At 68.3% G+C, this 23,101-nt stretch carries 26 protein-coding genes; 8 read left to right on the forward strand and 18 right to left on the reverse strand.

The window, feature by feature from the left end; all coding sequences use genetic code 11:
- Nucleotides 1-22: 22 nt before the first annotated feature.
- Entirely contained in the window at nucleotides 23-694 is a 672-nt protein-coding gene (locus tag GTV32_RS07855; RefSeq protein ID WP_161059663.1) for a response regulator transcription factor, read from the reverse strand.
- Nucleotides 691-1,947, reverse strand: a complete 1,257-nt coding sequence (locus GTV32_RS07860) for a PspC domain-containing protein (protein WP_343287440.1) — start codon at nucleotides 1,945-1,947, stop codon at nucleotides 691-693. Before GTV32_RS07860 ends, GTV32_RS07855 begins: the two co-directional genes overlap by 4 nt.
- Nucleotides 1,948-2,106: 159 nt before the next feature.
- On the opposite strand from GTV32_RS07860, the gene GTV32_RS07865 reads away from it, so the two are divergent.
- Entirely contained in the window at nucleotides 2,107-3,468 is a 1,362-nt protein-coding gene (locus GTV32_RS07865; RefSeq protein WP_343287250.1) for a PspC domain-containing protein, read from the forward strand.
- Nucleotides 3,465-3,674 carry a hypothetical protein gene (locus GTV32_RS07870; RefSeq protein WP_161059665.1) on the forward strand — a complete coding sequence of 70 codons (210 nt, stop codon included), beginning with the start codon at nucleotides 3,465-3,467 and terminating at the stop codon, nucleotides 3,672-3,674. The genes GTV32_RS07865 and GTV32_RS07870 overlap by 4 nt, the downstream gene beginning before the upstream one ends.
- Nucleotides 3,675-3,705: 31 nt before the next feature.
- On the opposite strand, the gene guaA is transcribed toward GTV32_RS07870, so the two are convergent.
- On the reverse strand, nucleotides 3,706-5,298 hold the full coding sequence (gene guaA / locus GTV32_RS07875; protein ID WP_161059666.1) for a glutamine-hydrolyzing GMP synthase: 1,593 nt from the start codon (nucleotides 5,296-5,298) through the stop codon (nucleotides 3,706-3,708).
- Between the two features lie 73 nt (nucleotides 5,299-5,371).
- Here guaA and GTV32_RS07880 point away from each other — a divergent pair, with 73 nt between their 5' ends.
- Genes GTV32_RS07880 through GTV32_RS07890 form a run of 3 tightly spaced genes read left to right on the forward strand, consistent with a single transcriptional unit; the run spans nucleotide 5,372 to nucleotide 7,305 of the window.
- A complete protein-coding gene (locus GTV32_RS07880) occupies nucleotides 5,372-5,983 on the forward strand; it encodes a biotin transporter BioY (RefSeq protein WP_161059667.1) in 612 nt (203 codons plus the stop codon).
- 48 nt (nucleotides 5,984-6,031) lie between these two features.
- On the forward strand, nucleotides 6,032-6,706 hold the full coding sequence (locus tag GTV32_RS07885) for an ABC transporter ATP-binding protein (protein WP_161059668.1): 675 nt from the start codon (nucleotides 6,032-6,034) through the stop codon (nucleotides 6,704-6,706).
- Nucleotides 6,703-7,305: a CbiQ family ECF transporter T component gene (locus GTV32_RS07890; RefSeq protein ID WP_161059669.1), complete on the forward strand. Its 603-nt coding sequence runs from the start codon at nucleotides 6,703-6,705 to the stop codon at nucleotides 7,303-7,305. Before GTV32_RS07885 ends, GTV32_RS07890 begins: the two co-directional genes overlap by 4 nt.
- A gap of 25 nt (nucleotides 7,306-7,330) precedes the next feature.
- Here the strand turns inward: GTV32_RS07890 and GTV32_RS07895 are convergent, their stop codons facing one another.
- On the reverse strand, nucleotides 7,331-8,488 hold the full coding sequence (locus tag GTV32_RS07895) for a GuaB3 family IMP dehydrogenase-related protein (RefSeq protein ID WP_161059670.1): 1,158 nt from the start codon (nucleotides 8,486-8,488) through the stop codon (nucleotides 7,331-7,333).
- 74 nt (nucleotides 8,489-8,562) lie between these two features.
- Nucleotides 8,563-10,074, reverse strand: coding sequence for an IMP dehydrogenase (gene guaB / locus GTV32_RS07900; protein ID WP_161059671.1), 1,512 nt, complete (start codon nucleotides 10,072-10,074; stop codon nucleotides 8,563-8,565).
- 120 nt (nucleotides 10,075-10,194) lie between these two features.
- On the opposite strand from guaB, the gene GTV32_RS07905 reads away from it, so the two are divergent.
- Nucleotides 10,195-10,584 (forward strand): DUF5319 domain-containing protein, encoded by a 390-nt coding sequence (locus GTV32_RS07905; protein ID WP_161059672.1) that lies wholly within the window; start codon nucleotides 10,195-10,197, stop codon nucleotides 10,582-10,584.
- Nucleotides 10,585-10,607: 23 nt separating this feature from the next.
- On the opposite strand, the gene GTV32_RS07910 is transcribed toward GTV32_RS07905, so the two are convergent.
- From GTV32_RS07910 to GTV32_RS07925, 4 genes are all read right to left on the reverse strand, one after another.
- Nucleotides 10,608-11,552, reverse strand: a complete 945-nt coding sequence (locus tag GTV32_RS07910; RefSeq protein WP_161059673.1) for an anti-sigma-D factor RsdA — start codon at nucleotides 11,550-11,552, stop codon at nucleotides 10,608-10,610.
- Nucleotides 11,536-12,123 carry an RNA polymerase sigma factor ShbA gene (gene shbA, locus GTV32_RS07915; protein WP_161059674.1) on the reverse strand — a complete coding sequence of 196 codons (588 nt, stop codon included), beginning with the start codon at nucleotides 12,121-12,123 and terminating at the stop codon, nucleotides 11,536-11,538. Before shbA ends, GTV32_RS07910 begins: the two co-directional genes overlap by 17 nt.
- Before the next feature lie 106 nt (nucleotides 12,124-12,229).
- Nucleotides 12,230-12,466, reverse strand: a complete 237-nt coding sequence (locus GTV32_RS07920) for a hypothetical protein (RefSeq protein ID WP_161059675.1) — start codon at nucleotides 12,464-12,466, stop codon at nucleotides 12,230-12,232.
- Entirely contained in the window at nucleotides 12,463-12,999 is a 537-nt protein-coding gene (locus GTV32_RS07925; RefSeq protein ID WP_161059676.1) for a hypothetical protein, read from the reverse strand. Before GTV32_RS07925 ends, GTV32_RS07920 begins: the two co-directional genes overlap by 4 nt.
- 439 nt (nucleotides 13,000-13,438) lie before the next feature.
- Between GTV32_RS07925 and GTV32_RS07930 the strand changes: the two genes are divergently transcribed.
- Nucleotides 13,439-13,735 (forward strand): WhiB family transcriptional regulator, encoded by a 297-nt coding sequence (locus tag GTV32_RS07930; RefSeq protein WP_161059677.1) that lies wholly within the window; start codon nucleotides 13,439-13,441, stop codon nucleotides 13,733-13,735.
- An 88-nt stretch (nucleotides 13,736-13,823) separates the two neighbouring features.
- On the opposite strand, the gene groL is transcribed toward GTV32_RS07930, so the two are convergent.
- Nucleotides 13,824-15,440, reverse strand: coding sequence for a chaperonin GroEL (gene groL, locus GTV32_RS07935; protein WP_161059678.1), 1,617 nt, complete (start codon nucleotides 15,438-15,440; stop codon nucleotides 13,824-13,826).
- Between the two features lie 99 nt (nucleotides 15,441-15,539).
- Nucleotides 15,540-15,839 (reverse strand): co-chaperone GroES, encoded by a 300-nt coding sequence (gene groES / locus GTV32_RS07940; RefSeq protein WP_006334733.1) that lies wholly within the window; start codon nucleotides 15,837-15,839, stop codon nucleotides 15,540-15,542.
- A gap of 325 nt (nucleotides 15,840-16,164) precedes the next feature.
- Between groES and GTV32_RS07945 the strand changes: the two genes are divergently transcribed.
- Nucleotides 16,165-16,575 (forward strand): MarR family transcriptional regulator, encoded by a 411-nt coding sequence (locus GTV32_RS07945; protein WP_161059679.1) that lies wholly within the window; start codon nucleotides 16,165-16,167, stop codon nucleotides 16,573-16,575.
- Here the strand turns inward: GTV32_RS07945 and tsaD are convergent.
- The 7 genes from tsaD to GTV32_RS07980 form a co-directional block, all read right to left on the reverse strand.
- Entirely contained in the window at nucleotides 16,566-17,618 is a 1,053-nt protein-coding gene (tsaD, locus tag GTV32_RS07950; RefSeq protein WP_161059680.1) for a tRNA (adenosine(37)-N6)-threonylcarbamoyltransferase complex transferase subunit TsaD, read from the reverse strand. The two genes, GTV32_RS07945 and tsaD, sit on opposite strands and share 10 nt — an antisense overlap.
- On the reverse strand, nucleotides 17,615-18,124 hold the full coding sequence (gene rimI / locus GTV32_RS07955; protein WP_161059681.1) for a ribosomal protein S18-alanine N-acetyltransferase: 510 nt from the start codon (nucleotides 18,122-18,124) through the stop codon (nucleotides 17,615-17,617). The genes tsaD and rimI overlap by 4 nt, the downstream gene beginning before the upstream one ends.
- Before the next feature lie 11 nt (nucleotides 18,125-18,135).
- A complete protein-coding gene (gene tsaB / locus GTV32_RS07960; protein WP_161059682.1) occupies nucleotides 18,136-18,840 on the reverse strand; it encodes a tRNA (adenosine(37)-N6)-threonylcarbamoyltransferase complex dimerization subunit type 1 TsaB in 705 nt (234 codons plus the stop codon).
- A complete protein-coding gene (gene tsaE, locus GTV32_RS07965; RefSeq protein WP_161059683.1) occupies nucleotides 18,825-19,286 on the reverse strand; it encodes a tRNA (adenosine(37)-N6)-threonylcarbamoyltransferase complex ATPase subunit type 1 TsaE in 462 nt (153 codons plus the stop codon). The genes tsaB and tsaE overlap by 16 nt, the downstream gene beginning before the upstream one ends.
- Nucleotides 19,283-20,413: an alpha/beta hydrolase gene (locus tag GTV32_RS07970; protein WP_161059684.1), complete on the reverse strand. Its 1,131-nt coding sequence runs from the start codon at nucleotides 20,411-20,413 to the stop codon at nucleotides 19,283-19,285. Before GTV32_RS07970 ends, tsaE begins: the two co-directional genes overlap by 4 nt.
- A complete protein-coding gene (gene alr, locus GTV32_RS07975) occupies nucleotides 20,406-21,539 on the reverse strand; it encodes an alanine racemase (RefSeq protein WP_161059685.1) in 1,134 nt (377 codons plus the stop codon). Before alr ends, GTV32_RS07970 begins: the two co-directional genes overlap by 8 nt.
- A 100-nt stretch (nucleotides 21,540-21,639) precedes the next feature.
- Nucleotides 21,640-23,100 carry an NAD(P)H-hydrate dehydratase gene (locus GTV32_RS07980; protein WP_161059686.1) on the reverse strand — a complete coding sequence of 487 codons (1,461 nt, stop codon included), beginning with the start codon at nucleotides 23,098-23,100 and terminating at the stop codon, nucleotides 21,640-21,642.
- Nucleotide 23,101: the final 1 nt, after the last annotated feature.

Genomic DNA, 23,101 nt, shown 5'->3' on the forward strand with positions numbered 1-23,101 from the left:
GGAGCGCGGTCACGGGGACCGGTCAGCCGATATGCCGGGTCGCCGCCCACCGGGTCAGCGCGTTCCGGTTGGACTGCTGGGTCTTTCGCAGCACGTTCGAGGCATGCGTCTCGACGGTCTTGATCGAGATGAACAGCTCGTCGGCGATCTCCCGGTAGGTGTATCCACGGGCGAGCAGGCGGAGCACCTCGAGTTCCCGCCTGGTGAGCGAGTCGAGCTCGGGGTCCAGTGGCGGCTCCGGCGCGGTCGACCGGCCGGTGAACGAGTCCAGAACGAATCCCGCCAGCCGCGGACTGAAGACCGCGTCACCGTCTGCGACCCGTCGCACGGCATCGGCGAGTTCCTTCCCACCGATCGTCTTGGTCACGTAACCACGCGCCCCGGCCCGGATCGTCGCGATCACGTCCTCGGCCGCGTCGCTAACACTGAGCGCCAGAAAGACCGGTGCGGCGTCTTCGGGCAACGCCTCGGTGACGCCACGCAACACCGCAACACCGCCACCGGATGGCATGTGGACGTCGAGCAGCACCACATCCGGGCGTATCCGCACGATGCCCGCGACGGCGTCGGCCACGGTCCCGGCCTCGCCGGCCACCGAAAGTCCCGGTTCCGAGGCCAACTCGGCGCGCACACCCGAGCGGAACACCGCATGATCGTCGACGAGAAAGATCCGGCAGACGCCCGCGTCGGTCATCGATGTCCTTCCTGTTCGCGTGAGCGGCCCACCATCACAGCGGTTTCCACGTCCACGTCATCCCTGTCCGCCTTCTCTGACCTCTCCGCCCGGTCCGCGCCACCGGGCGCACCCCGGGGCATCGTCAGACGGACGTTCGTACCACGGTCCGGAGCCGAGTCGATCGCCACGTCACCACCCGCCCGCTGCATGCGGGCGCGAATGGAGCGGGCGATGCCCTGGCGGTCGTCGTCGACGCGCTCCGGCTCGAATCCCACGCCACGATCACGGACGAACACCTCGACGTGCTCGTCGGTCACCTCACCGTAGACATCCACCTTGCGTTCGCCGGAGTGCTTGGCCGCGTTGATCAACGCCTCCCGGGTGGCGGCCACCAGCGCCGACCACCGGCGGCGTTCGGCCGCCGGCTCGTCGTCGGGACGCAGGTCGCCGACGGTGACGACTTCGACCTCGATGCCGTAGTCGTCTTCCACCTCGGCGCCGACGCCCTGCAGGCCGGCCGACAGCGAGCCCGCTCGTTGCGCGGGGTCACCGAACAGCCAGCCACGCAGTTCCCGCTCTTGGCTGCGTGCCAGTCGTGCGACCTCCTCGGGCCTGCCGGCTTGTTTCTGGATCAGCGCGAGTGTCTGCAACACCGAGTCGTGCAGATGAGACGCGATCTCCTCACGTTCGGCATTGCGGATGCGCGCGGCCCGTTCTTCGTTGAGCGCCCGCCACATCCGCATCCACAGCGGCACGGTGAGCAACAGGACACCGATCAGGGTGGCGAGGACGGCGAGCAGGGTCGTCGAGAGGCCACCGAAGTTCTGATTCCCGGCCAGCACGATCACGACCAGGCCACCGATCACCAACAGGGCACCACCGACCAGACGGGTCCAGGTCAGCAGTGGCGTCCGCGGCGACGAGCGGGAGGTGTCGAACTCGCGCCAGACCAGGCTGGCGCCCACGACGACGAAGACGAACGGCACCAGATACGCGGCCGGGGTGCCAGATGCGGCGAACCCGACCACCGACATGGCGACCAGTCCCACCAGCGCCAGCCCGTAGGCCTGTCGCCGCTCGCCGGGCGGAGGCGGGGCGGTGTCCTGGCCCGGCGGGCAGAAGAACCAGAGCAGTCCGTAGGCGAGAACGCCCGCGCCCGCGAGGGCGGCGAGCACCATGAAGACCACACGTACCCGGAACGCATCGATGCCGAGGTGGTCGGCGATGCCGCCGGCGACACCGGCGACCACCCGGCCGCCGTCGCGTCGCACCAGCCGCGGCGTCTGGGGTGACGCAGGCGGTGATGCGGGCACGGGCACACCACTACTCACCTCTCGATAGTGGCACGTTCGAGTCCTCGTGCACATCAGGGACGTTCTCAGGGTCCACCCCCGATGTGCCGGCCCCATCGCGCCGCCACGATGGATGACATGGACACGAAGCAGTTCGAAGGGATGTGGGCGACGAGGCCGGTCCGGCCGAATCACGATCGCACGGTCGCGGGCGTCTGTGCGGGTATCGGTGCGCGCTATCGAGTCGATCCGACGTTGGTGAAGATCGCGTTCGTGGTGGCCACGTTGTTCGGCGGGAGCGGACTCGTCCTCTACATCGCAGCCTGGATCGCCTTTCCGGCCGAGGACCGCTCGCGCGACGAACTGGGCTCGATCCGGCACGCCGCCTCGGCCGCCAATCGTCGGCCGCGACACCTGCGGCACCGAAACCCACAGTTCATCCTGCTGATCGTGCTCGCGATCATCGTGCTGACATCGTTCGGGCCCAGTCGCACATGGAGTTCGGGTGGCCTCCTCGGAGCGGCATTGATGCTCGTGGGGTGGTGGCTGCTCTATCAGCGCACACCCGAACCTCCCGTCGGGACAAGCGTCGACACGGTGACCCCGGGTCAGATCATCGCGGGCACCGATTCGTCCACGGATCGGTTGCAGCCCTGGATTCCCCGTGCGCTGGCCGCGAATCCGATGAGCGGTCATCCCGGCACATCCCCCACCATGCCGCCCGCCCAGGCGATGTCGCCCGGCATGACGGCCCCGAGCGCCCGGCCTGCCGCAGCCGGGACCACCGAGACCGCACCGACCGAGTTCATGCAACGCACCACCCCACCCGCCTGGGATCCGTTGGGTACGGCCCAATTCGCCTGGGATCTACCCGAACCCGCGCCTGACCGAGCCCCCGCCGAACCGGCCGACCGGCGATCGCCGCTGACCCTCATCGTCGTCGGTCTCGCGGTCATCACGGCGGCGGCCGGCGCTGCTCTGCACCAGGCCGGGGTCGATTGGTTCACGCCGGCACGCATTCTCTCGCTGGCATTGGCCGTGGTCGGTGCCGGTCTGGTCTACGCGGGATTCCGCCGTCGGACGACAGGACGACACAGCTCGGGCCTCGTCCCGATCGCACTCGCCCTCGGCGTGGCCGTGGTGGCCACCTCGTTGGTCGGGCGTCTCGACGGATTCCCCTCGGGCGGCGCCGGTGAACGGATCTACACACCGGTCACGGAGAACGACATCCGAGGCGAGTACTCGCTCACCATGGGCCGCATGGTGCTCGACCTGCGGGACGTGGACCTCACAACCGACCGGTCGGTGACCCTGCGCAACGGTGTGGGTGAGATCGAGGTCCAGGTACCGAAAGACATGAACGTCCGAGCCACCTGCGACTCCGGCGTCGGCGACCATGTCTGTCCCGACGGTCTCTCCGGTGGCGGCGACGGCACCGACGGACCCGTCCTGACCATCGACGCACGAACCGACGTCGGACATGTGGAGGTGGCGCGATGACGCAGGAGACGACCGGCCGCGACACCCGCCACCGCGCCCCGGGACTCGTGATGCTCGGACTCGCGGCGCTCCTCGTGTCCGGCTGGGGCCTCGCGGGTGGACCGGATCTGCCCTCGGCCGCCGTCCTCGGGTGGCTCGCCGTTGCGGTGGGCCTCGTCGTCGGACTGATCCTCATCCTGACCGGGGCGCGATCGTCACGCCGGTGACGTGACGGTCAGCGCCGTAGTCGCGAGGCGACTACTCCCACTCGATGGTGCCCGGCGGCTTGCTCGTGACGTCGAGTACCACGCGGTTCACGTCGTGGACCTCGTTGGTGATGCGGGTCGAGATCACCTCGAGCACCTCATACGGCACGCGGGTCCAGTCCGCGGTCATCGCGTCCTCACTCGACACCGGCCGTAGCACGATCGGGTGCCCATAGGTACGACCGTCGCCCTGGACCCCGACGCTGCGCACATCGGCGAGCAGTACCACCGGGCACTGCCAGATCTGCCCGTCGAGGCCGGCCGCGGTCAACTCCTCGCGTGCGATCAGGTCCGCCTTGCGCAGCATCGCCAGGCGGTCTGCGGTCACCTCGCCGACGATCCGGATGGCCAGCCCCGGCCCCGGGAACGGCTGACGACCGACGATCTCTTCCGGTAGCCCCAGTTCCCGGCCGACGGCACGCACTTCGTCCTTGAACAGCAGACGCAGTGGCTCGACGAGAGAGAACTCGAGATCGTCGGGCAAGCCGCCGACGTTGTGATGGCTCTTGATGTTCGCGGTGCCGCTGCCACCGCCGGATTCGACGACATCCGGGTAGAGGGTGCCCTGGACGAGGTATTCCACCTTGTCACCGGACGATGCGCGCTCCCCCAGCACCTCGGTGACCGCGCCCTCGAACGACCGGATGAACTCACGGCCGATGATCTTGCGCTTGTCTTCCGGGTCACTCACACCGGAGAGTTCGCCCAGGAACGTGTCCGCGGCGTCCACGGTCACCAGCTTTGCCCCGGTGGCACCGACGAAATCGTGCTGGACCTGTTCGCGCTCGCCGGCACGCAGGAGTCCGTGGTCGACGAACACACAGGTCAAACGGTCGCCGATGGCCCGTTGTACGAGCGCGGCGGCGACCGCCGAATCGACACCGCCCGACAACCCACAGATCGCGAGACCGTCACCGATCTGGTCGGCGACCTGGTCGATGAGCTGGTCGGCGATGTTGGCGGGCGTCCAGGTGGCCTCGAGCCCGGCGATCTCGTAGAGGAACCGCGTGAGGATCTGCTGACCGTGCGGCGTGTGCAGCACCTCCGGGTGGTACTGCACCCCGGCCATCCGACGGTCCACGCACTCGAACGCGGCGACCGGTGCACCCGGGGTGGAGCCGGTGACGGTGAAGCCCTCCGGCGCGGCCTGCACGGCGTCGTTGTGACTCATCCACACCGGCTGCGTCTCGGTCAGCCCCTGATGCAGGACACCGTCGCCCGTGATCGACAACGTCGTCCGCCCGAACTCACGACCGCCGGTGTTCGCGACCTCGCCACCGAGTCCCATGGCCATCGCCTGGAAGCCATAGCAGATACCGAAGACGGGGACCCCGAGATCGAACACCGCCGGATCGAGTGCCGGGGCGTCGTCGGCATAGACCGAGGCGGGGCCGCCCGAGAAGATGAGCGCGACGGGATTGCGCGCTTTCAGATCCGCCAACGGCGCGTCGTGCGCGATCACCTCGGAGTAGATCCGCGCCTCGCGGACCCGCCGGGCGATCAGCTGCGCGTACTGCGCACCGAAGTCGAGCACGAGCACCGGCCGGGGACCGTCGACGAATGAGTCAGCAGAGGTGTCTGTCACGGTGTCGAGTCTAATGGCACCCGCGATCCCACCCGGCAGCCGTGCGCACACCCCTACCCGCCATAATGTCGGAATGTCCCAGACCACCGACACGCCCTCGTCGTCGCGGCGATTCTCGCTGTCGGTGACCGACCTGACACAGGCGGCGGTGTTCGCCGCCCTGATCGCGGCGCTGGGTCTGCCCGGCACCATCACGATCGGCTCCGCCGGCGTACCGATCACGCTTCAGACACTGGGCGTGATGCTTGCCGGCTCGATCATCGGGCCCCGAAAAGGAACGCTGGCGGTGATCATCTTCGCCGTGCTGGCCATCGCAGGCCTGCCGATCCTGGCAGGCGGCCGCAGCGGGTTGGTGGCCCTTGCGTCCCCGACGGCCGGGTTCTTCGTCGGATTCCTGCCCGGCGTCGTCGCCATCGGTCTCGCCACAGCGCTGATGATGCCGCGGTACCGGGTGATCTGGGGCGTGGTGATCAACATCGTCGGCGGGATGGTCGTGATCTACGCCTGTGGGATCGCCGGACTGCTGCTACGGACCGACCTCTCGTTGTGGGCCGCGATCTCCACCAACGGCACCTACATCCCCGGCGACATCGCGAAGTCGATCATCACCGCGCTGGTGGCCGCCCAGGTCCACCGCGCCTACCCGGGGCTCATCACGCCGCTGCGGCTGCGTCGTGCCCGGTGACCGGCGGCGCGGTGACGGTCGGGTTCGCCCGGTGATCGGTTCCTGGTGATGATCGAGTTCCGGTCTGTCGGCCACGCATACGGTGACCGCGTCGTGCTGGCCGACGTCGATCTCGAGTTGTCCGAACGGCGGATCGGCATCATCGGCGCGAACGGCAGCGGCAAGTCGACGCTCGCTCGGATGATCAACGCGCTCGTGGTGCCCGACCGGGGGTCGGTGCATGTCAACGGGATCCATGCGGCACGCCACAAACGGCAGGTGCGGCGAGAGGTCGGTTTCATCTTCAGCGATCCGGATCGTCAGATCATCATGCCGACTGTCTCGGAGGACATCGAACTGTCGCTGACCCGGATCGAGCGGGACAAGGCGAAACGGTCCGCGAGGGCCGCTGCGGTCCTGGCACAGTTCGGGCTCGCCGACCATGCGGATCATCCGGCGCACCTGCTCTCCGGTGGACAGAAGCAGCTCCTCGCGCTCGCATCGGTCCTGGTGACCGGGCCGTCCGTGCTGGTAGCCGACGAGCCGACCACCCTCCTCGACCTCCGCAACAGTTCGATGCTGCGCGACGTCTTCGCGACCCTCGACGAGCAGCTGATCGTGCTCACGCACGACCTGGACCTGCTCACGCATTACGACCGCGTCGTCGTGCTCGACGAGGGACGCGTCGTCGCCGACGACGAGCCGGCCGCCGCGATCGCCGCATACCGCGCGCTGATGTCATGACCGCACTCGGCGTCTACTGTCCGGGCCGGTCGCTGCTGCACCGACTCCCCACCGGCCTCAAGCTCGTCGCCCTCGCAGCGGCCATCCTCGCCATCAGCTTCACGGTCCGGAGCCTGCCGGCAGTCGGATACCTCGCGATCGCGGTGGCGGCGGTCTACGCGCTGGGCGGCATCGGCCCGCGCGAGGCGTGGCGGCAGCTGCGGCCGGTGCTGTGGGTACTCGCCTTCGTCTTCGTGTTCCAGGTGGTGTTCACCGATTGGCGGCGCGCCCTGCTGATCTGCGCGGTCCTCGCCGCATCGGTGGCACTGGCGGCCGCGGTCTCGCTCACCACCAGGACATCCGACATTCTCGACACCATCGTGGCCGGGTTGAGTCCGTTGCGGCGTATCGGGATACGCACCGACCACATCGCTCTCGCACTGGCGCTGGCTATCCGATCGATCCCACTGATGGTCGAGGTGGTCGGACAGGTGGACGAGGCCCGGCAGGCGCGCGGGTTACGTCCTGGCGCGCGGATTCTCGTCGCGCCGGTGGTCATCGCTGCGTTACGGACGGCCGACGGGTTCGCCGACACCCTCATCGCCCGCGGACTGGAGTGACTCGACCCGTCGGGATGTCAGACGATCAGGAATGCAGCGACAGCCCGACCTTCTGGAATTCCTTGAGGTCGCTGTAACCGGCCTTGGCCATCGATCGGCGGAGAGCACCCACGAGGTTCAGCTCTCCGAACGCGTCCTGCGACGGCCCGGTGAGTACACGCTCCAGGCTGGGCCGATCATCGTCGGTCGCCACCTGCAGGAGCGCACCTCGCGGGGTGTCCGGATGCGCGGCCGCCGACGGCCAGTACCAGCCGAGGCCCGGTGATTCGGCGGCCGCCGCGAGTGGGGTGCCGAGGACCGCGGCGTCGGCACCGCACGCGATCGCCTTGGCCAGATCCCCGGAACCGTGGATGTCGCCGTCGGCGATCACATGCACGTAGCGCCCACCGGTCTCGTCGAGGTGTTCACGGCGCGCGGCGGCCGCGTCGGCGATCGCGGTGGCCATCGGAACACCGATGCCGAGGACCTCGCCGGTTGTGGTCGCACCCGCGGCCGAGCCGTACCCGACGATCACACCGGCCGCGCCGGTCCGCATCAGATGCAGCGCCGTGCGGTGGTCGTGCACACCGCCGGCGATCACCGGGATGTCGAGTTCGGCGATGAAGGTCTTGAGGTTCAACGGTTCTCGGGCCGCACCATCCGGATCCACTTGCGCGACATGCTCGGCGGAGATGATCGTGCCGTGCACCACGAGGATCTCCACACCGGCTTCGAGCAGCGCTGGTGTGAGTTCGGGCGCATGCTGCGGGCTCACCCGGACTGCGGTGGTCACCCCGGCGTCGCGCACCGTGGAGACGGCCTCACGGAGCAGGCCCGTGTCCAGCGGAGCCGAATGCAGTTGCTGCAGATGGCGAATCGCCGCCATCGGATCAGGATTCTCGGTGGCCACGGTGATCAGTTCGGCGATCTTCGCCTCGACGTCGCGGTGCCGGGCCCAGAGGCCCTCACCGTTGATCATCCCGAGCGCACCGAGCTTGCCGAGCTCGATGGCCACCGCAGGCGACACCAGAGCGTCCGTGGGATGACTCAGGATCGGGGACTCGAACCGGTAGGCATCGATCTGCCACGCGGTGGATACGTCCTTGGACGACCGGGTCCGACGGGACGGGACGATACTGATGTCATCGAGTTCGAACGTGCGGCGGGCCGTTCGGCCCATACCGATGTCCACGAGATCACGCACCGTTGCGCCTTTCTGCTACGCGAATCGATCGCCGGCCGATCCGGCCGGATCGATCCGCCGACATCTTACGAGCTTCAGCGAGAATAGTAGTTGGGCGCCTCGGTGGTGAGGGTGATGTCGTGCGGGTGGGACTCCTTGAGACCCGCCGAGGTGATCTGCACGAATTGCGCGTGCTGGAGCTCGGCGATCGTGGTCGCTCCCGTGTAGCCCATGGCCGCGCGGAGGCCGCCGACGAGCTGGTGGATCACCTGGTTGAGCGGACCGCGGAACGGCACCCGCCCCTCGATGCCCTCGGGCACGAGCTTCTCCTCGTTGAGGACATCATCCTGGAAGTAGCGGTCCTTGGAATACGATTTGGCCTGCCCGCGGCCCTGCATCGCACCGAGCGAGCCCATGCCGCGGTAGCTCTTGAACTGTTTGCCGTTCACGAGGATCAGTTCGCCGGGCGCCTCGGCCGTGCCGGCCAGCAGCGAACCCAGCATCGCGGTCGACGCACCGGCCGCGAGTGCCTTGGCGATGTCGCCGGAATACTGGAGTCCGCCGTCGGCGATCACCGGAACGTCATGCTGCCTGCAGACCGCGACGGCCTCGAGGATCGCCGTGATCTGCGGGGCGCCGACACCGGCGACCACCCGGGTGGTGCAGATGGAGCCGGGCCCCACGCCGACCTTGACCGCGTCGGCACCGGCCTCGACGAGCGCGAGGGCGGCCTCACGGGTGGCGACATTGCCGCCGACGACCTGCACCCGATCGCCCACTTCGGCTTTGAGTTTCGAGACCATGTCGAGCACCAGGCGGTTGTGGGCGTGCGCGGTGTCCACGATGATCACGTCGGCGCCCGCGTCGGCCAGCGCCATCGCGCGATCCCATTGCGGGTCCCCGGTCCCGACGGCCGCCCCGACGAGCAGTCGGCCGTCCGCGTCCTTGGTGGCCAGCGGATGCTGCTCGGTCTTGACGAAGTCCTTGACGGTGATCAGGCCGGTGAGTTTTCCGTTGCCGTCGACGATCGGCAGCTTCTCGATCTTGTTCCGACGCAGCAGGCCGAGCGCGGCCTCGGCCGACACACCCTCCTGGGCGGTGATGAGCGGGGCCTTGGTCATGACCTCGGAGACCGGACGCGACTGATCGACCTCGAACCGCATGTCGCGGTTGGTGATGATGCCGATGAGTTCGCCGACCTGGTCCACGACCGGGAGACCGGAGATCCGGTAGCGCGCACACTTGGCGTCGACCTCGGCGAGCGTGTCGGTCGGCGAACACGTGACGGGGTCGGTGACCATACCCGCCTCGGACCGCTTGACCGTCTCGACCTGACCGGCCTGATCCTCGATCGAGAGGTTGCGGTGCAGCACCCCCATACCGCCGGCGCGGGCCATCGCGATGGCCATCCTCGCTTCGGTGACGGTGTCCATCGCCGAACTCACCAGGGGCACCTTGAGGGTGATGTTCTTGGTGACCCGCGACGACGTGTCCGCGTCGCTGGGGATGACGTCGGACGCTGCCGGCAGCAGCAGGACGTCATCGAAGGTGAGGCCGAGCATCGCGACCTTGCCGGGGTCGTCTCCTCCGGTGCGAACGTGCGTCATCTGTCCATCGTATCGGCAGTACGCCAGTGGTGACGGTCACCCCGTGGGGTTGCCTCCACACACCGGGAGACTGTGGAGTCCTCGCCCCACCCTGACCGATTCATCGGTTACCGTGGTTGTGTGCGTGACCACCTACCACCCGGCCTCCCGCCTGACCCGTTCGCGGACGATCCCAGCGACCCGGCCTCGGCGCTCGACTCGGTGGAACCGGGCATCCCGCTCGACGAGCACGAGCGGATGGCCGTCGAGGAGGACCTGGCCGACCTTGCGGTCTATGAAGCACTTCTGGCCCATCGGGGCGTCCGCGGACTCGTCGTGGTGTGCGACGACTGCCACGAAGATCACTATCACGACTGGGACATGCTGCGCGCCAACCTGCTGCAGCTCCTGATCGACGGCACCGTACGGCCGCACGAGCCGGCCGTGGACCCACGACCGGACGCCTACGTCACCTGGGATTACTGCCGTGGCTACGCAGACGCGCGCAGCCACGTCGACGACGAACGCTGAACCGCACCTACGAGGCGACGGACCTACGAGGACGGCGACGTCGTGGTCGGGAGATCCGACTGCTGCCCGTCGCTGCGCTCGACCGGCGACGACGTGGCCGTGGTGGTCGGGACGGAGTCCCGCACATCCGGGGGTGTCGACGGTTCCGAACTCCCGGGATTGCCGGGGCCCTGGTTGCCGCCGCCACTGGTCGGGACATCCGACGTCACCGGCGGCGGTGCCGGATTGGTGACGGTGACCGAAGACGAGCCGTCATCGACCCGCGACCGGCGCAGGTCACGCGGCGGCGTCGTGGGGCCCCTGCTCCCCTGACTCGGCCGCTGACTCTGCGAGACCGAGCCCGCCGTCGAGGTGAGCGATGCACCCGTCTTCTCGGCCTGGGCACGGAGCCGGTCGATCCAGTCCTTCATCCGGTTCAGGGTCTCCGAGTCCCGTACGGGTCCGAGATCCTTCTGCGCCTTCGCGATGAGTTCGGCCGCTTGCTGCGGATCACCGGCGGCCACAGCGGCCTCGGCCTTTTCGAGATTCGACTGCACATCCATCGATGCCTGCGTCTGCGTCGCGGCCTCGGAGAACACGACCCGCTTGACACCCCACAGCGGATCACCGGGCGACGATCCCTCGGCGAGCACAGTCAGTCCCGCACCGGCGATCACGACGATCGCCGCCGCGCCCGACGCGACTCGCAGGTGACGGATCATGCCCCGGCCGCGACGCGCGCGCTCGGTGGCCGCGATCGCCGCCTCGACCTCGTCGACGGTCGGCAGTTCCGGCAACGGTTCGGCGAGCGTCTCATGACGCCAACCGGACAGCAGCTCCGCGAGCTGATACTCGGTGTCGTCGTGCGTGGGGACCGGCAGGTCCTGCGACAGCGCGTCGATGAACTCGTCGTCGACGTGCATCGAGGTCATGTCGATGGGCTGGTTCAGGTCCCAACCGGGTTCGGCAGGATCACGCTCGTCGTTCATCGACCTCACCTGCCTTCCTCAGTTGGTCCTTCAGTTTCGCCAGCGCGCGGTGCTGGGCCACCCGCACCGCGCCTGCGGTGCTGCCGATGGCATCGGCGGTCTCCTCGGCCGACAGGCCGACCACGAGGCGGAGAACGAGCACTTCACGCTGCTTCTCCGGCAAGATCGTCAACAGTGCCCTCATCCGGCGGCTCGCGTCGGCGTCGAGCGCCGACTGCTCGGGTCCGCCCGTGAAGGACATCGTCTCCGGCAGGGTCTCGACAGGGTCTGCCTTCACACGGCCGGCGACGCGCATCGCGTCGGCCACCTTGTGTGCAGCGATCCCGTAGACGAACGCCATGAACGGTCTGCCCTGGTCTTGGTACCGGGGCAACGCTGTCATCACCGCCATCAACGCCTCCTGCGCGATATCGTCGGCGGAGAACAGATGGCGTTCTCCGACTCCAATTCGCCCTCGGCAGTAGCGCAGGATGGGGTCCTGCACACTTTCGAGAACTGACGTGAGCGCAACGCGATCGCCGTGCCCCGCGGCACGGACAGCCTCGTCCAGCTCAACACCCGTCAGTTTCATCGTCAGTTGAGATCCCCGTGTTACATGTGGTCGTGGTGTTGCCGGTGAGCCGTTTCCCCCACGTCACCTTAGCGATCGCACCCGACGCTCGACGCACCCACCGCCGTCAGGCGGCGTCGAACGGCACACCTCGGCGGATGAGCTCCGAGCGTGTCCGGGTGAGTTCTGCCGTGACCTGCCCATCTGCCGGGTCGAGCCCGTTCCGCAACGCGAGAGAAGCCCACTGCAACGGCATCAGTCCGGCGTCGGCTGCACGCCTGGTCACCTCGCTCGCGCGTTCTGCAGCGTGATGTAGATCACCATTGGCGGCCATCGCCGCCGCTGCGATGAGGTCGGTCTTCACGCGGTGCCGTTCGGGGTGTCGACGATCTCCGCCAATCGACAACCCACCTCGGCGTGTCCGATCGCCGCCACGGCGTCACCGGCGTACATGGCGAGCTCGGATGAGACCCATTCGACCCGCAGCCGGGGGCGCCGGCCTGCCGGCCACCCCGGATCATCGGGGTCGACATGATCGCGGGCCCGGGCCAGCAATCGAGCAGCGGCGGCGAGGCGGAGTTGTCCGAGATGATCGGCGGCAAGCCCGACCAACGCGTCCGAGACGGCCGCTCGGCGCCACACATCGCCTGTCGGTGACTCGACGCCCACCGACCGCAACGCACGCCCGTCGAGGGCCGCAGCACGCCGGTGGCGGCCGGCCTGTCGCCACAGGGAGGCCCTCGTCGACAAGGCGAGCGACGAGAGCACATCGTCGCCGCGCGCCGACGCCAGGCGATCCACGTCGTCGAGCAAGGCGAAAGCGGCCGCAGTGTGACCTATACCTCCCCGATGCACCGCACGCTCCCACAGCGCATACCCGTCCGTACGTTTGCCCATATCAGGCACTGTTTCACCGGCGAATATGTCAACGTCGAATGGGATGAAACCAGTTCTAGTTTGCATGAATTTAACCTGCCGTCACAAACATTAATTCCGCTCCGAGATCACGCACGAATAATCTCCAGATTTCTCCCGTGTTACACGGCGGCGACCGCGGAGCCGTCGCGAAACACTCGTCAGCGATACCCGAATTGCCGCCCCAGACAAGACAACTCGCAGTTCAGCCCGGACAAGAACCCCTGCCAACCGGGGCCGATACACCCACTGCCGGGTATATGGTAGACCGGTCCGATTCCATAACACAGGGTTAACAATTCCCGAAGTTTCACCATCATTGAGCCGGTATTTGGCGGGATTGACTCCTTTTCTTTTGCTTGCCTACTGTGTGGATGCACTGATGAATACGAGTGCCACTCGCAGACAAGGAGTCGCTGTCATGCCTCAGCCCAATCTTCTTCCCGGCCCGAATGCCGACATCTGGGACTGGCAGATGCAAGGCATCTGTCGCGGAGTGGACTCCTCGATGTTCTTCCACCCCGATGGTGAACGAGGACGCGCACGCGCCCAACGCGAGCGTCGCGCCAAGGAGATGTGCCACCAGTGTCCCGTGATCGCCCAGTGTCGTGAACATGCGCTCGCGGTAGCCGAGCCCTACGGGATCTGGGGTGGCCTCTCCGAGGCCGAGCGCAGCATGCTGATGAAGCGCGGGGTCGGACGCCGGATGGCCAGCTAGAGACACGCGGCCTCCACCGAAACGCCCTCGGGGGCATCGATCCGACCGGATCGATGCCCCCGAGGGGTTTGTGCCCGCGCGTTCTGCGTCAGTGCGCGTGACCGTGACCGTGCCCGCCGGCCGCAGCCTCCTCGGGCCGGTCGGTGATGGCGGTCTCGGTGGTCAACACCATCCGTGCCACCGATGCCGCGTTGACCACGGCCGATCGCGTCACCTTCACGGGATCGATGATCCCCTCGGCGAGCAGATCGCCGTAGGTGAGCGTGGCGGCGTTGAACCCCAGGCCCTGATCTGACCCGGTCACCTTCTCCACCACGACGGCACCGTCGACACCAGCGTTGCCGGCGATCCAGAAGAGCGGAGCGCGGGCCGCGTCGCGGACGACGCGAACGCCGAGCGCCTCGTCTTCCGGCAGATCGGCCGCCAGCGCGTCCAACACCGACGCGGCCTGCACGATCGCGGAACCACCGCCGATGACGATGCCCTCCTCGACGGCGGCCTTGGCCGCGGCGACGGCATCCTCCACACGATGCTTGCGCTCCTTGAGCGCGGTCTCGGTGGCAGCGCCGACCCGGATGACGGCGACGCCGCCCGCCAGCTTCGCCAGACGCTCGGCCAGCTTCTCGCGGTCCCAGTCGGAATCGCTCTGCTCGATCTCACGACGCAGCTGCTCGGCACGCTTGGCGATGTCGTCCTTGGTACCGGCGCCCTCGACCACGGTCGTCGTGTCCTTGGTCACCACAACGCGGCGCGCCGAACCGAGCGCGTCGAGTCCGGTCTCGGCGAGAGACATGCCGATGTCGGAGGAGATCACCGTCGCGCCGGTGACGACAGCCAGATCCTCCAGGAACGCCTTCCGTCGATCTCCGAAGAACGGGGCCTTCACCGCCACGGCCTTGATGGTCTTGCGGATCGAGTTCACGACGAGCGTCGAGAGCGGCTCGCCCTCCACGTCCTCGGCGATGATCAGCACGGACTTACCCTCGGAGGCGATCTTCTCCAGCAGCGGCAGGAAGTCCGGCAGCGAACTGATCTTGTCGCGATAGAGGAGCACCAGGGCATCCTCCAGGACGGCCTCCTGGCTGTCGGCATCGGTGACGAAGTACGGCGACAGGAAGCCCTTGTCGAACTGCACGCCCTCGGTGATGTCGAGATCGGTCTCCAGTCCGGAGCCCTCCTCGACGGTGACGACACCGTCGCCACCCACCCGGGTCATCGCCTTGCCGACCATGACTCCGACCTCCTCGTCACGTGACGAGACGGTCGCGACCTGGCCGATCGCCTTCTCACCGTCGACCGGGGTGGCCACCCGGAGCAGCTCGGCGCTGATCGCGTCGGCGGCTTTGCCGATCCCGGCGCCGAGCGCGATCGGGTTGGCACCCGCTGCGACGTTACGCAGGCCCGCGGTGACCATGGCCTGGGCGAGCACGGTCGCGGTGGTGGTGCCGTCACCCGCGACGTCGTTGGTCTTGGTGGCCACCGACTTCACGAGCTGCGCGCCGAGGTTCTCGAAGGCATCCTCGAGGTCGATGTCCCGGGCGATGGTGACACCGTCGTTGGTGACGCTCGGGCCGCCGAACGCCTTGGCCAGCACCACATGCCGGCCACGTGGGCCGAGGGTGACCTTCACCGTGTCGGCCAGTTGGTTGATGCCGCGCTCGAGTGCGCGGCGCGCTACATCATCGAATTCGATCTGTTTGGACATGAATCTCTTTCAGAGTGCGGAACAGCTTGGAGAATCAGCACCGCCCCGGCGCCCGACGAGGGCTCCGGGGCGGTGGACACGCGGTGTGATTCGCGGGTCTTACTTGCCGATGACGGCCAGCACGTCGCGCGCCGAGAGGATCAGGTACTCCTCGCCGGCGTACTTGATCTCGGTGCCTCCGTACTTGCTGTAGATGACGGTGTCACCTTCCTTGACGTCGACCGGGACGCGGTTGCCCTGCTCGGTAACCCGGCCCTCGCCGACGGCGATGACGGTGCCTTCCTGCGGCTTCTCCTTGGCGGTGTCCGGGATGACCAGACCGGACGCGGTGGTCGTCTCTGCCTCCACGGCCTGCACCAGGATCTTGTCCTCAAGCGGCTTGATGTTCACGCTCGCCACGATGTGAGTCCTCAACTTTCGTACTGAGTGAGTTCGAACGGTGGTTCGGATGTTCATGGCGCCATACGAAGCCCCGTCGTCGCGGGTGCCGAGGCTTCACGCAGTGCCGACTAGCACTCTATACACGAGAGTGCCAGCACTCAAGGGCGGTGGCTGCAAAATCAATCGACGGGCGCCTCGAGAGTCGCCACCCGGGCCGGAAGCGCCTGCGTACGACCCTTCCCGCGACCACGCCGCGGTGGAAGATCTCCCAGGTCGGGAAAACGTATGCACACGCATTATTGTCTTTCGCATTTAATGCACGTGCATGTGGTAGAGTGTCGCCATGACCGCTGAAACCGACCAGGATGCGCTTGCCGCCGCCTGGCATGATCTGTCGGTCCGATACCAGCGGGTCTCCTGCGCACTCGACCGTGAGCTGCAGGCCAATCACAAGATCTCCGCGAGCGAGTTCGAGGTCCTCGAATTGCTGTGGGCCGCAGACGAACACAGACTTCGCATGAGTGTGCTCGCCGAACACGTCCATCTCAGCCAGAGCGCCCTGTCCCGCGTGGTGGCACGTCTGGAGAAAGACGGCCTCGCGAGCCGGACCATGTGTGAATCGGACCGACGGTCGGTGTTCGCCCAGCTCACCGAGGACGGCGAAAGTCGCTACCGGAGCGCCCGGCCGACCCAGCGCGGCGTACTCGCCGATCACTCACTCGGTTGCCGCGAGCTGTTGCAGCGTCAGAGCTGACTGACCTGGACCGACATCCCCGGATCGGTGGCCACGCTCAACGGAGAGGGCTCGGCGCCGCCCGCGATGACATGCGCACCCAGGGTCGCGATCATCACGCCGTTGTCGGTACACAGGCGAGGACGGGGCACACGCAGGTTGATCCCCGCCGCCGCGCACCTCTCCTGTGCCAGCGAACGAATACGCGTGTTCGCGGTGGCACCTCCGCCGAGCACCAGCGTGTCGACGCCGAGGTCGGCGCAGGCACGCAACGCCTTCATGGTCAGGACGTCGGCAACCGCCTCCTGGAATGACGCCGCCACATCCGCGATCGGGACGTCGACCCCCTCGCGCTCGCATTTCTCCACGTGGCGCGCAACCGCCGTCTTGAGGCCGCTGAACGAGAAGTCGTAGCGGGCGTCACGGGGTCCGGTCATGCCCCGCGGAAACGGGATGGCCCTCGGATCACCCTCGGCCGCCGCACGGTCCAGCGCAGGCCCACCCGGGAATCCCAGATCGAGGAGCCGTGCCACCTTGTCGAAGGCCTCCCCCGCCGCGTCGTCGACGGTGGTACCGAGCTCGGTGATCGGTGATGCCAGGTCGGTCACATGGAGCAGATGGGTGTGGCCGCCGGAGACCAGCAGCGCCACGCACTCGGGCATCGGCCCGTGCTCCAACGTGTCGACTGCCACGTGGCCGCCGAGGTGATTCATGGCGAAGAGCGGGACATCCCAGGCCAGCGCGTACGCCTTGGCGGCTGCGACGCCCACGAGCAGCGCACCTGCGAGACCCGGGCCGATCGTCACCGCGATCGCATCGGGGCGATCGATCCCCGCTACCTCACGGGCGCGCTGCATCGTCGGCACGATCGCCTCGAGGTGCGCCCGTGAGGCGATCTCGGGGACCACACCACCGAAACGGGCGTGCTCTTCGACGCTCGACGCCACCTCGTCTGCGAGCAGGGCGGCGGTGCCCTTCCCGCCGTCTCCCACGCCATCGGGATCCCATCGGACGATGCCGACCCCGGTCTCGTCACACGAACTCTCGATTCCCATCACGATCATGACGCACTCCCCGACTCCGGCGCGGCGACCTCGGTCGCAGTCGGCCGGATCATCGTGTATGCATCCGCACCCGACGGTTGGTAGTAGTTCCGGCGGATGCCCGACCGGACGAAACCGTGTCGCGCGTACAGGTCGATGGCGGTGTCGTTGTCGGTTCGCACCTCGAGGAAAACCGGTGCGCCACAGTCGTCGGCGACGTCGAGCATCGCCCGCAGCAATGCCCGCCCGAATCCCCGGCCACGATGCGACGGCGCGACCGCGATGGTGTGGATCTCACACTCGAAAGATCCCGCCGATCCCAGCGTGGAGACCCCCGCGTAGCCGACGACCTCACCGCCGGGACGCTCCCTGGCCGCGAAGTAGCGGTTGTAGGGAGCGTTGAGCTCGGCACGGAAAGCTGTTGCAGGCCAAGGTGAGTCGTCGGCAAACATTTCCTTCTCCAGCGCAGCGCAGCGTGGGATGTCCGAGTAGTCCAGCTCGTCGATCAGCATCTCCGACGTGGTCATCGCCTCACCTCTCACTTCTGCCCGGCCCGGGCCCGACGGTCTTTGGATTCCACCGCGTCCGGGCGCCGGAGGTAGCGCGGCACCAGGGGTTCCGGCCGTGTACCGGCCCGCAGGTCGACGGCCGCAGTGGCCACCAGACCGGCCACCGAGGGCACCGTCGCGGCACCGACCGGCCGGCCGAAGAGCTCGGCGTGTGGCGGGGAGCCGCTCACGAGATCGACGGGCGTGTCGGCGAGTTCCTCGACGAGCAGGGCCGGCGCGATGACCTCCGGGCCACTCACCCTCCGCCCGTCGACATAGCGGGCCCAGTAGATCTCCCGACGGCGCGCATCGGTGACCACCAACAGCGATCCCCCGCTCGCTCTCTCGAATTCCTGCTCCGCCACCGCGTCCAGCGAACACACACCGTAGGCGGGCAGCCCCAGCGCGTCCGCAAACGCCGCACCGGTCGCCATCCCGACGCGCAGTCCGGTGAACGGCCCCGGCCCGCAGCCCACCACCACCGCTGCGAGGTCGGCCCGCGCGACGCCCGACTCGTCGAGGACCTCACCGATCAGCGTGGTCAGCACCTCGGCATGTCGGCGTCCGTCGGATACGACACGCTCGGCCGACACCTCCGGGAGACCGGCGTCGGCCGAACCCAGGCGTGCGACGCCGGTCACCACCGAGTCGGTCGCGGTGTCGATGGCCAGTACCCACATCAGTGCTCCACCCATTCCCACTCGGCGCGGCGGACTTCCGATTCGGACTCCCGCCGCAGTCGTACCCGCAGATGTCGCTCGGCGAGACGTTCGGCGACTCCCTCGCCCCACTCCACCACGACCACGGCCCCGTTCAGGTCGGAATCGAGGTCGAGTGCATCCAATTCGTCGAGACCGCCGAGCCGGTAGGCGTCGACGTGGATCATGCCGGGCAGGTCCGGCTCGGACGGCCGATGCTCCCGCGCGATGATGAAGGTCGGCGACGACACCCTGCCGAGAACTCTCAGCCCGGCGCCGATACCCCGGGCCATCGCCGTTTTGCCCGCACCGAGCGGGCCGTCGAGGATCACCAGGTCGCCCGCGCGCAAGGTCGCGGCCAGTTCGCGTCCCAGGTCCTCGGTGTCGGTGACCTCGGCCAGGGTGCGCGTACCCGGCGCACCAGGTTCCACCGGCGCGCTCACCGAGACACCCGCCTTCGCCACCACCGACGACGGGGCTGCGGTTTCGCCGGCCGCGCGCGGTCCACCAGTTCCGCAATCGCCTCGGTCACGACGTCCGGCGTTTCCATCTGCACCATGTGCCCCGCTCCCTCCACCACGACGAGCCGCGAATCCTCCCCGAGTTCCCCGTACATCCGCATCGACGTCTGCAACGGTGTCAGGCGATCGGCGTTGCCGCACACCACCACCGACGGCACACGCGCGAGGATCGGCAACGACATGAACTCATCGTGGTCCTCCAATGCGCCCAAGAAGTTCACGACGGTCTCGATGGGCGTGTTCTGGATCATCTTCTCGACGGCGCGCCCCGCGTTGGGACTGTAGAAGTCCGGACCGAAACTGGCTGCCACCAGGACGGGTTCGAGAACCTGGCGGGTGATCCCGCGGCCGGCGCGCACCACGGCGGGGACGCGACGGACCGACAACCGGAACGCGTCGAGCAGCGGATTCGACAGTCCTTCACCGAGACCCACCTCGGTCAGCCCACGGGAGGCCGTGGCCACCAGTGCCACCCCACTCACCCGTCCCTGCGGCCCGAAAAGAGCTGGGTCACGGCGCGCGAGTCCCATCAGCGCCATACCGCCCATCGAATGCCCCACCAGGACAATCGGTCCGGTCGGCGCCGCGGCGCGGATCACCGAACCGATGTCGTCGCCGAGTTGGGTGATGGTGCAGCTCTCGGCCGGTGCCGGACCGCTACGGCCATGGCCGCGATGGTCGAAGAAGACCATCCGGATGCGCCGGTCGGTCCACCGCCTTGCCAATTCGTAGCGCTGGAAATGCCAGCTGGCCAGACGCAGACTGAAGCCGTGGACGAAGATCACCGTCAGTTCCGGATCGCCGGTGGGATCTGCTCCCGGCGGACCCGTGATCACCGTGCGGACCGCGAGATCGACCCCGTCGTCGGTCGTCACGGTGCTCGCGGGGTCGTCGTAGAGAGTGGTGAAATCCACCCCCGCAAACGGATCCACCCGGTCCGCGGTCCGGCGACGGGCCACGTTGCGGGCGACCCCACCGGCCGCGACGGCCCCGAGCGCGGCGACACCGGTGACCCCGGCCAACCACCCGATGCGCTCCGACTCATCCACGGGCGCCCCCGATGTATTCGCGCACCGCGCGCCGGCCGATTCCCGAGATGATCTCGTAGTCGATGGTGCCGATCGTGTCCGCCCAGTCCTTCGCCGTCGGCCCTCCGTCGCGGCCGGTGCCGAACAGCTCCGCCCGATCGCCCTCGGCAACTCCCCCACCGTCGGGGCCGACGTCGATGACCATCTGGTCCATACAGATTCGGCCGACACCCGGGAACGACCGACCGTTGATCCGGACCGCGAACCTGCCGGAGAGCAGCCGCGGCACGCCGTCGGCGTAACCTGCGGGGAGGATCGCGATCGTCGTGTCGGTCGGCGTGACCCACGTATGGCTGTAGGAAACGCCTTCTCCGGCAGCGAGTTTCTTGATCAGCGAAACCTCGGCGGCCAGCGTCATCGCAGGGATCAGGCCGAAGTCACCGCGTTCGGGCACCGGCGTCCGGCCGTAGAGGGCGATACCGGGACGGACCAGGTCGCGCGCCAGATCTGGACGGGTCAGCGCGGCAGGGGAATTGGCGATGTGCATGACCTCCGGGCCTGCCCCCAGCCTGCGCAGGTCATCGGCGGCGACGTCGAGACGGCGCGCCTGTTCGGAATTGAGTGGATGGTCGGGCTCGTCGCCGCGCGCGAGGTGACACATGATCGCCCGGACCGCTACCGCGCCGTCGGCGCGAGCCTTCGCCAGCGATTCGGCGAAGTCGGTCCACTCGTCGACGGCGACGCCACTGCGATTGAGTCCCGTGTCCACCTTGACGGTCACGGTGGCCGTGGTCGACCGGGCTTCCGCTGCTGCGATGACTGCTGCCAGCTGACGGGAGGAGGACACGGCGATGTCGATGTCGTGAGCGATCGCCGCGCCGAAATCCGTAGCGGGCGTGTGCAGCCACGAGGTGATGTGCGCTGTGATCCCCTCGGCTCGCAGCGCGATCGCCTCCCCCACGTGTGCCACCCCGAGTTCGGTGGCACCCGCAGCCAGCGCGGTTCGGGCCACGGGCAGCGCCCCGTGTCCGTAGGCGTCGGCCTTCACCACCGCCAGGACGTCGGCGCGCGCAGCGGAGCGCACCACGCCGACGTTGTGGGCGATCGCGTCGAGATCGACGGTCGCGGTCAGGGCAGGTGAGGTCATCGCGTCCATTGTCCCAGATGGGCAGTCGTGCACCGAACGCGCGCGCAGGCACCGATGTGTTGTGGACCACGGTGGCAGCCATACCGCGGGCGGACCACACTCATCGGTCGGCGGCGCCCTCGCGGATCGTCCGCACCGCAGATCGAACCGCGCCCAGCAGAGCCGAGGCGCCGATCGGCGCCCCGCGGGCGGCGAGATCGGCTGCGTGTCCGTGCACTCGTGCCGCTGCGGCCCCGGCCACGGACGGCCTGAGTCCCGATGCCATCAGAGCGCCCGCAATCCCGGAGAGGACGTCACCGGCCCCCGCGGTGGCCGCCCATGACGAACCGGCATCGTTGCCGAACACGTCACCCGAAGGGTCCGCGACGAGCGTGATCCGCCCTTTGAGGAGGACCGCGACCTGCCATTTCGACGCCAGGTCCGCGACCGCCTGCAACCGGTCGGCCCCGACCTCGGCGCCCGTCAGACGTGCGAACTCGCCCGCGTGCGGGGTCAGGAGTGTCGGGGCAGAACGTTTCGCGACGAGCTCCGGATGAGCAGCGACAAGAGTGAGCCCGTCGGCATCGACGAGCACCGGCAGGTCGGTGGCAAGGATCGCGCGGAGTATCTCCAGTGCTTCGTCATCGGTTCCCATCCCCGGTCCGACCACCCAGGCCTGCACGCGTCCGGCGTCGTCGAGCGCCGTCACCGCGACCACCTCCGGGAAGTGGGAGACCACCTCGTCGGCAGCCGTCCCGACGTACCGGGTCATCCCGGACGTCGCGCTCACCGCGGCGCCCGTGGCGAGGATCGCGGCGCCCGGGTAGCGCGCCGAACCGGCGATGACCCCGACCACTCCCTGCGTGTACTTGTCGTCAGCGGCCCCGGGCACCGGCCAGAGTCGTGCGACGTCGCTGTCGGTGAGTGCCGAGAGTCGAGGCGCGGCACCGTCGGAAGAACCCGGCGGGTCGATGCCGATGTCGACCACCGCGACCCGCCCGCACTGCGGGGCGGCGAGCAGGTGAGCGTGACGGGGTGCCCCGAACGTGACCGTGACGGTCGCGCGCACGGCCGGGTCGTGGATCCGTCCGGTGTCGGCATCCACACCGGACGGGAGGTCGACGGACACGATCGCCGGCCCTCCGGCGTCGGCGGGCGCGAGACGCCCGAAATGCTCGGCGGCCGCTGCCCGCAGCGGTCCCCGGCCACCGAGCCCCACGACCCCGTCGACCACCACATCGAGCCCGGGCGGGAGCGCTTCGGCGACCCGGCCGCCGGAGCGGCGAAACGCAGCGAGGCCGCCGCCATGCGCTTTGTCCGGGTTCAGCAGTACGGCGGTACACGCGACGCCACGGCGCGCCAGAAAGGCCAGTGCATAGAGAGCGTCGCCGCCGTTGTCACCGGCGCCGACCACACCGCCGACCCGGCGTCCATAACAGCCGCCGGTCGCCGCGAGCTCGTGGAGTACCACCTGCGCCACACCCACCGATGCGCGCCGCATCAACGAGCCGTTGGTCAGCAGATGCCCGGTCGCCTGTTCCGCCTGCCGGACGGCGTCGGCGGTGAGATAGCGGATCGACATC

It is taken from the genome of Gordonia sp. SID5947 (assembly GCF_009862785.1).
GTDB lineage: Bacteria > Actinomycetota > Actinomycetes > Mycobacteriales > Mycobacteriaceae > Gordonia.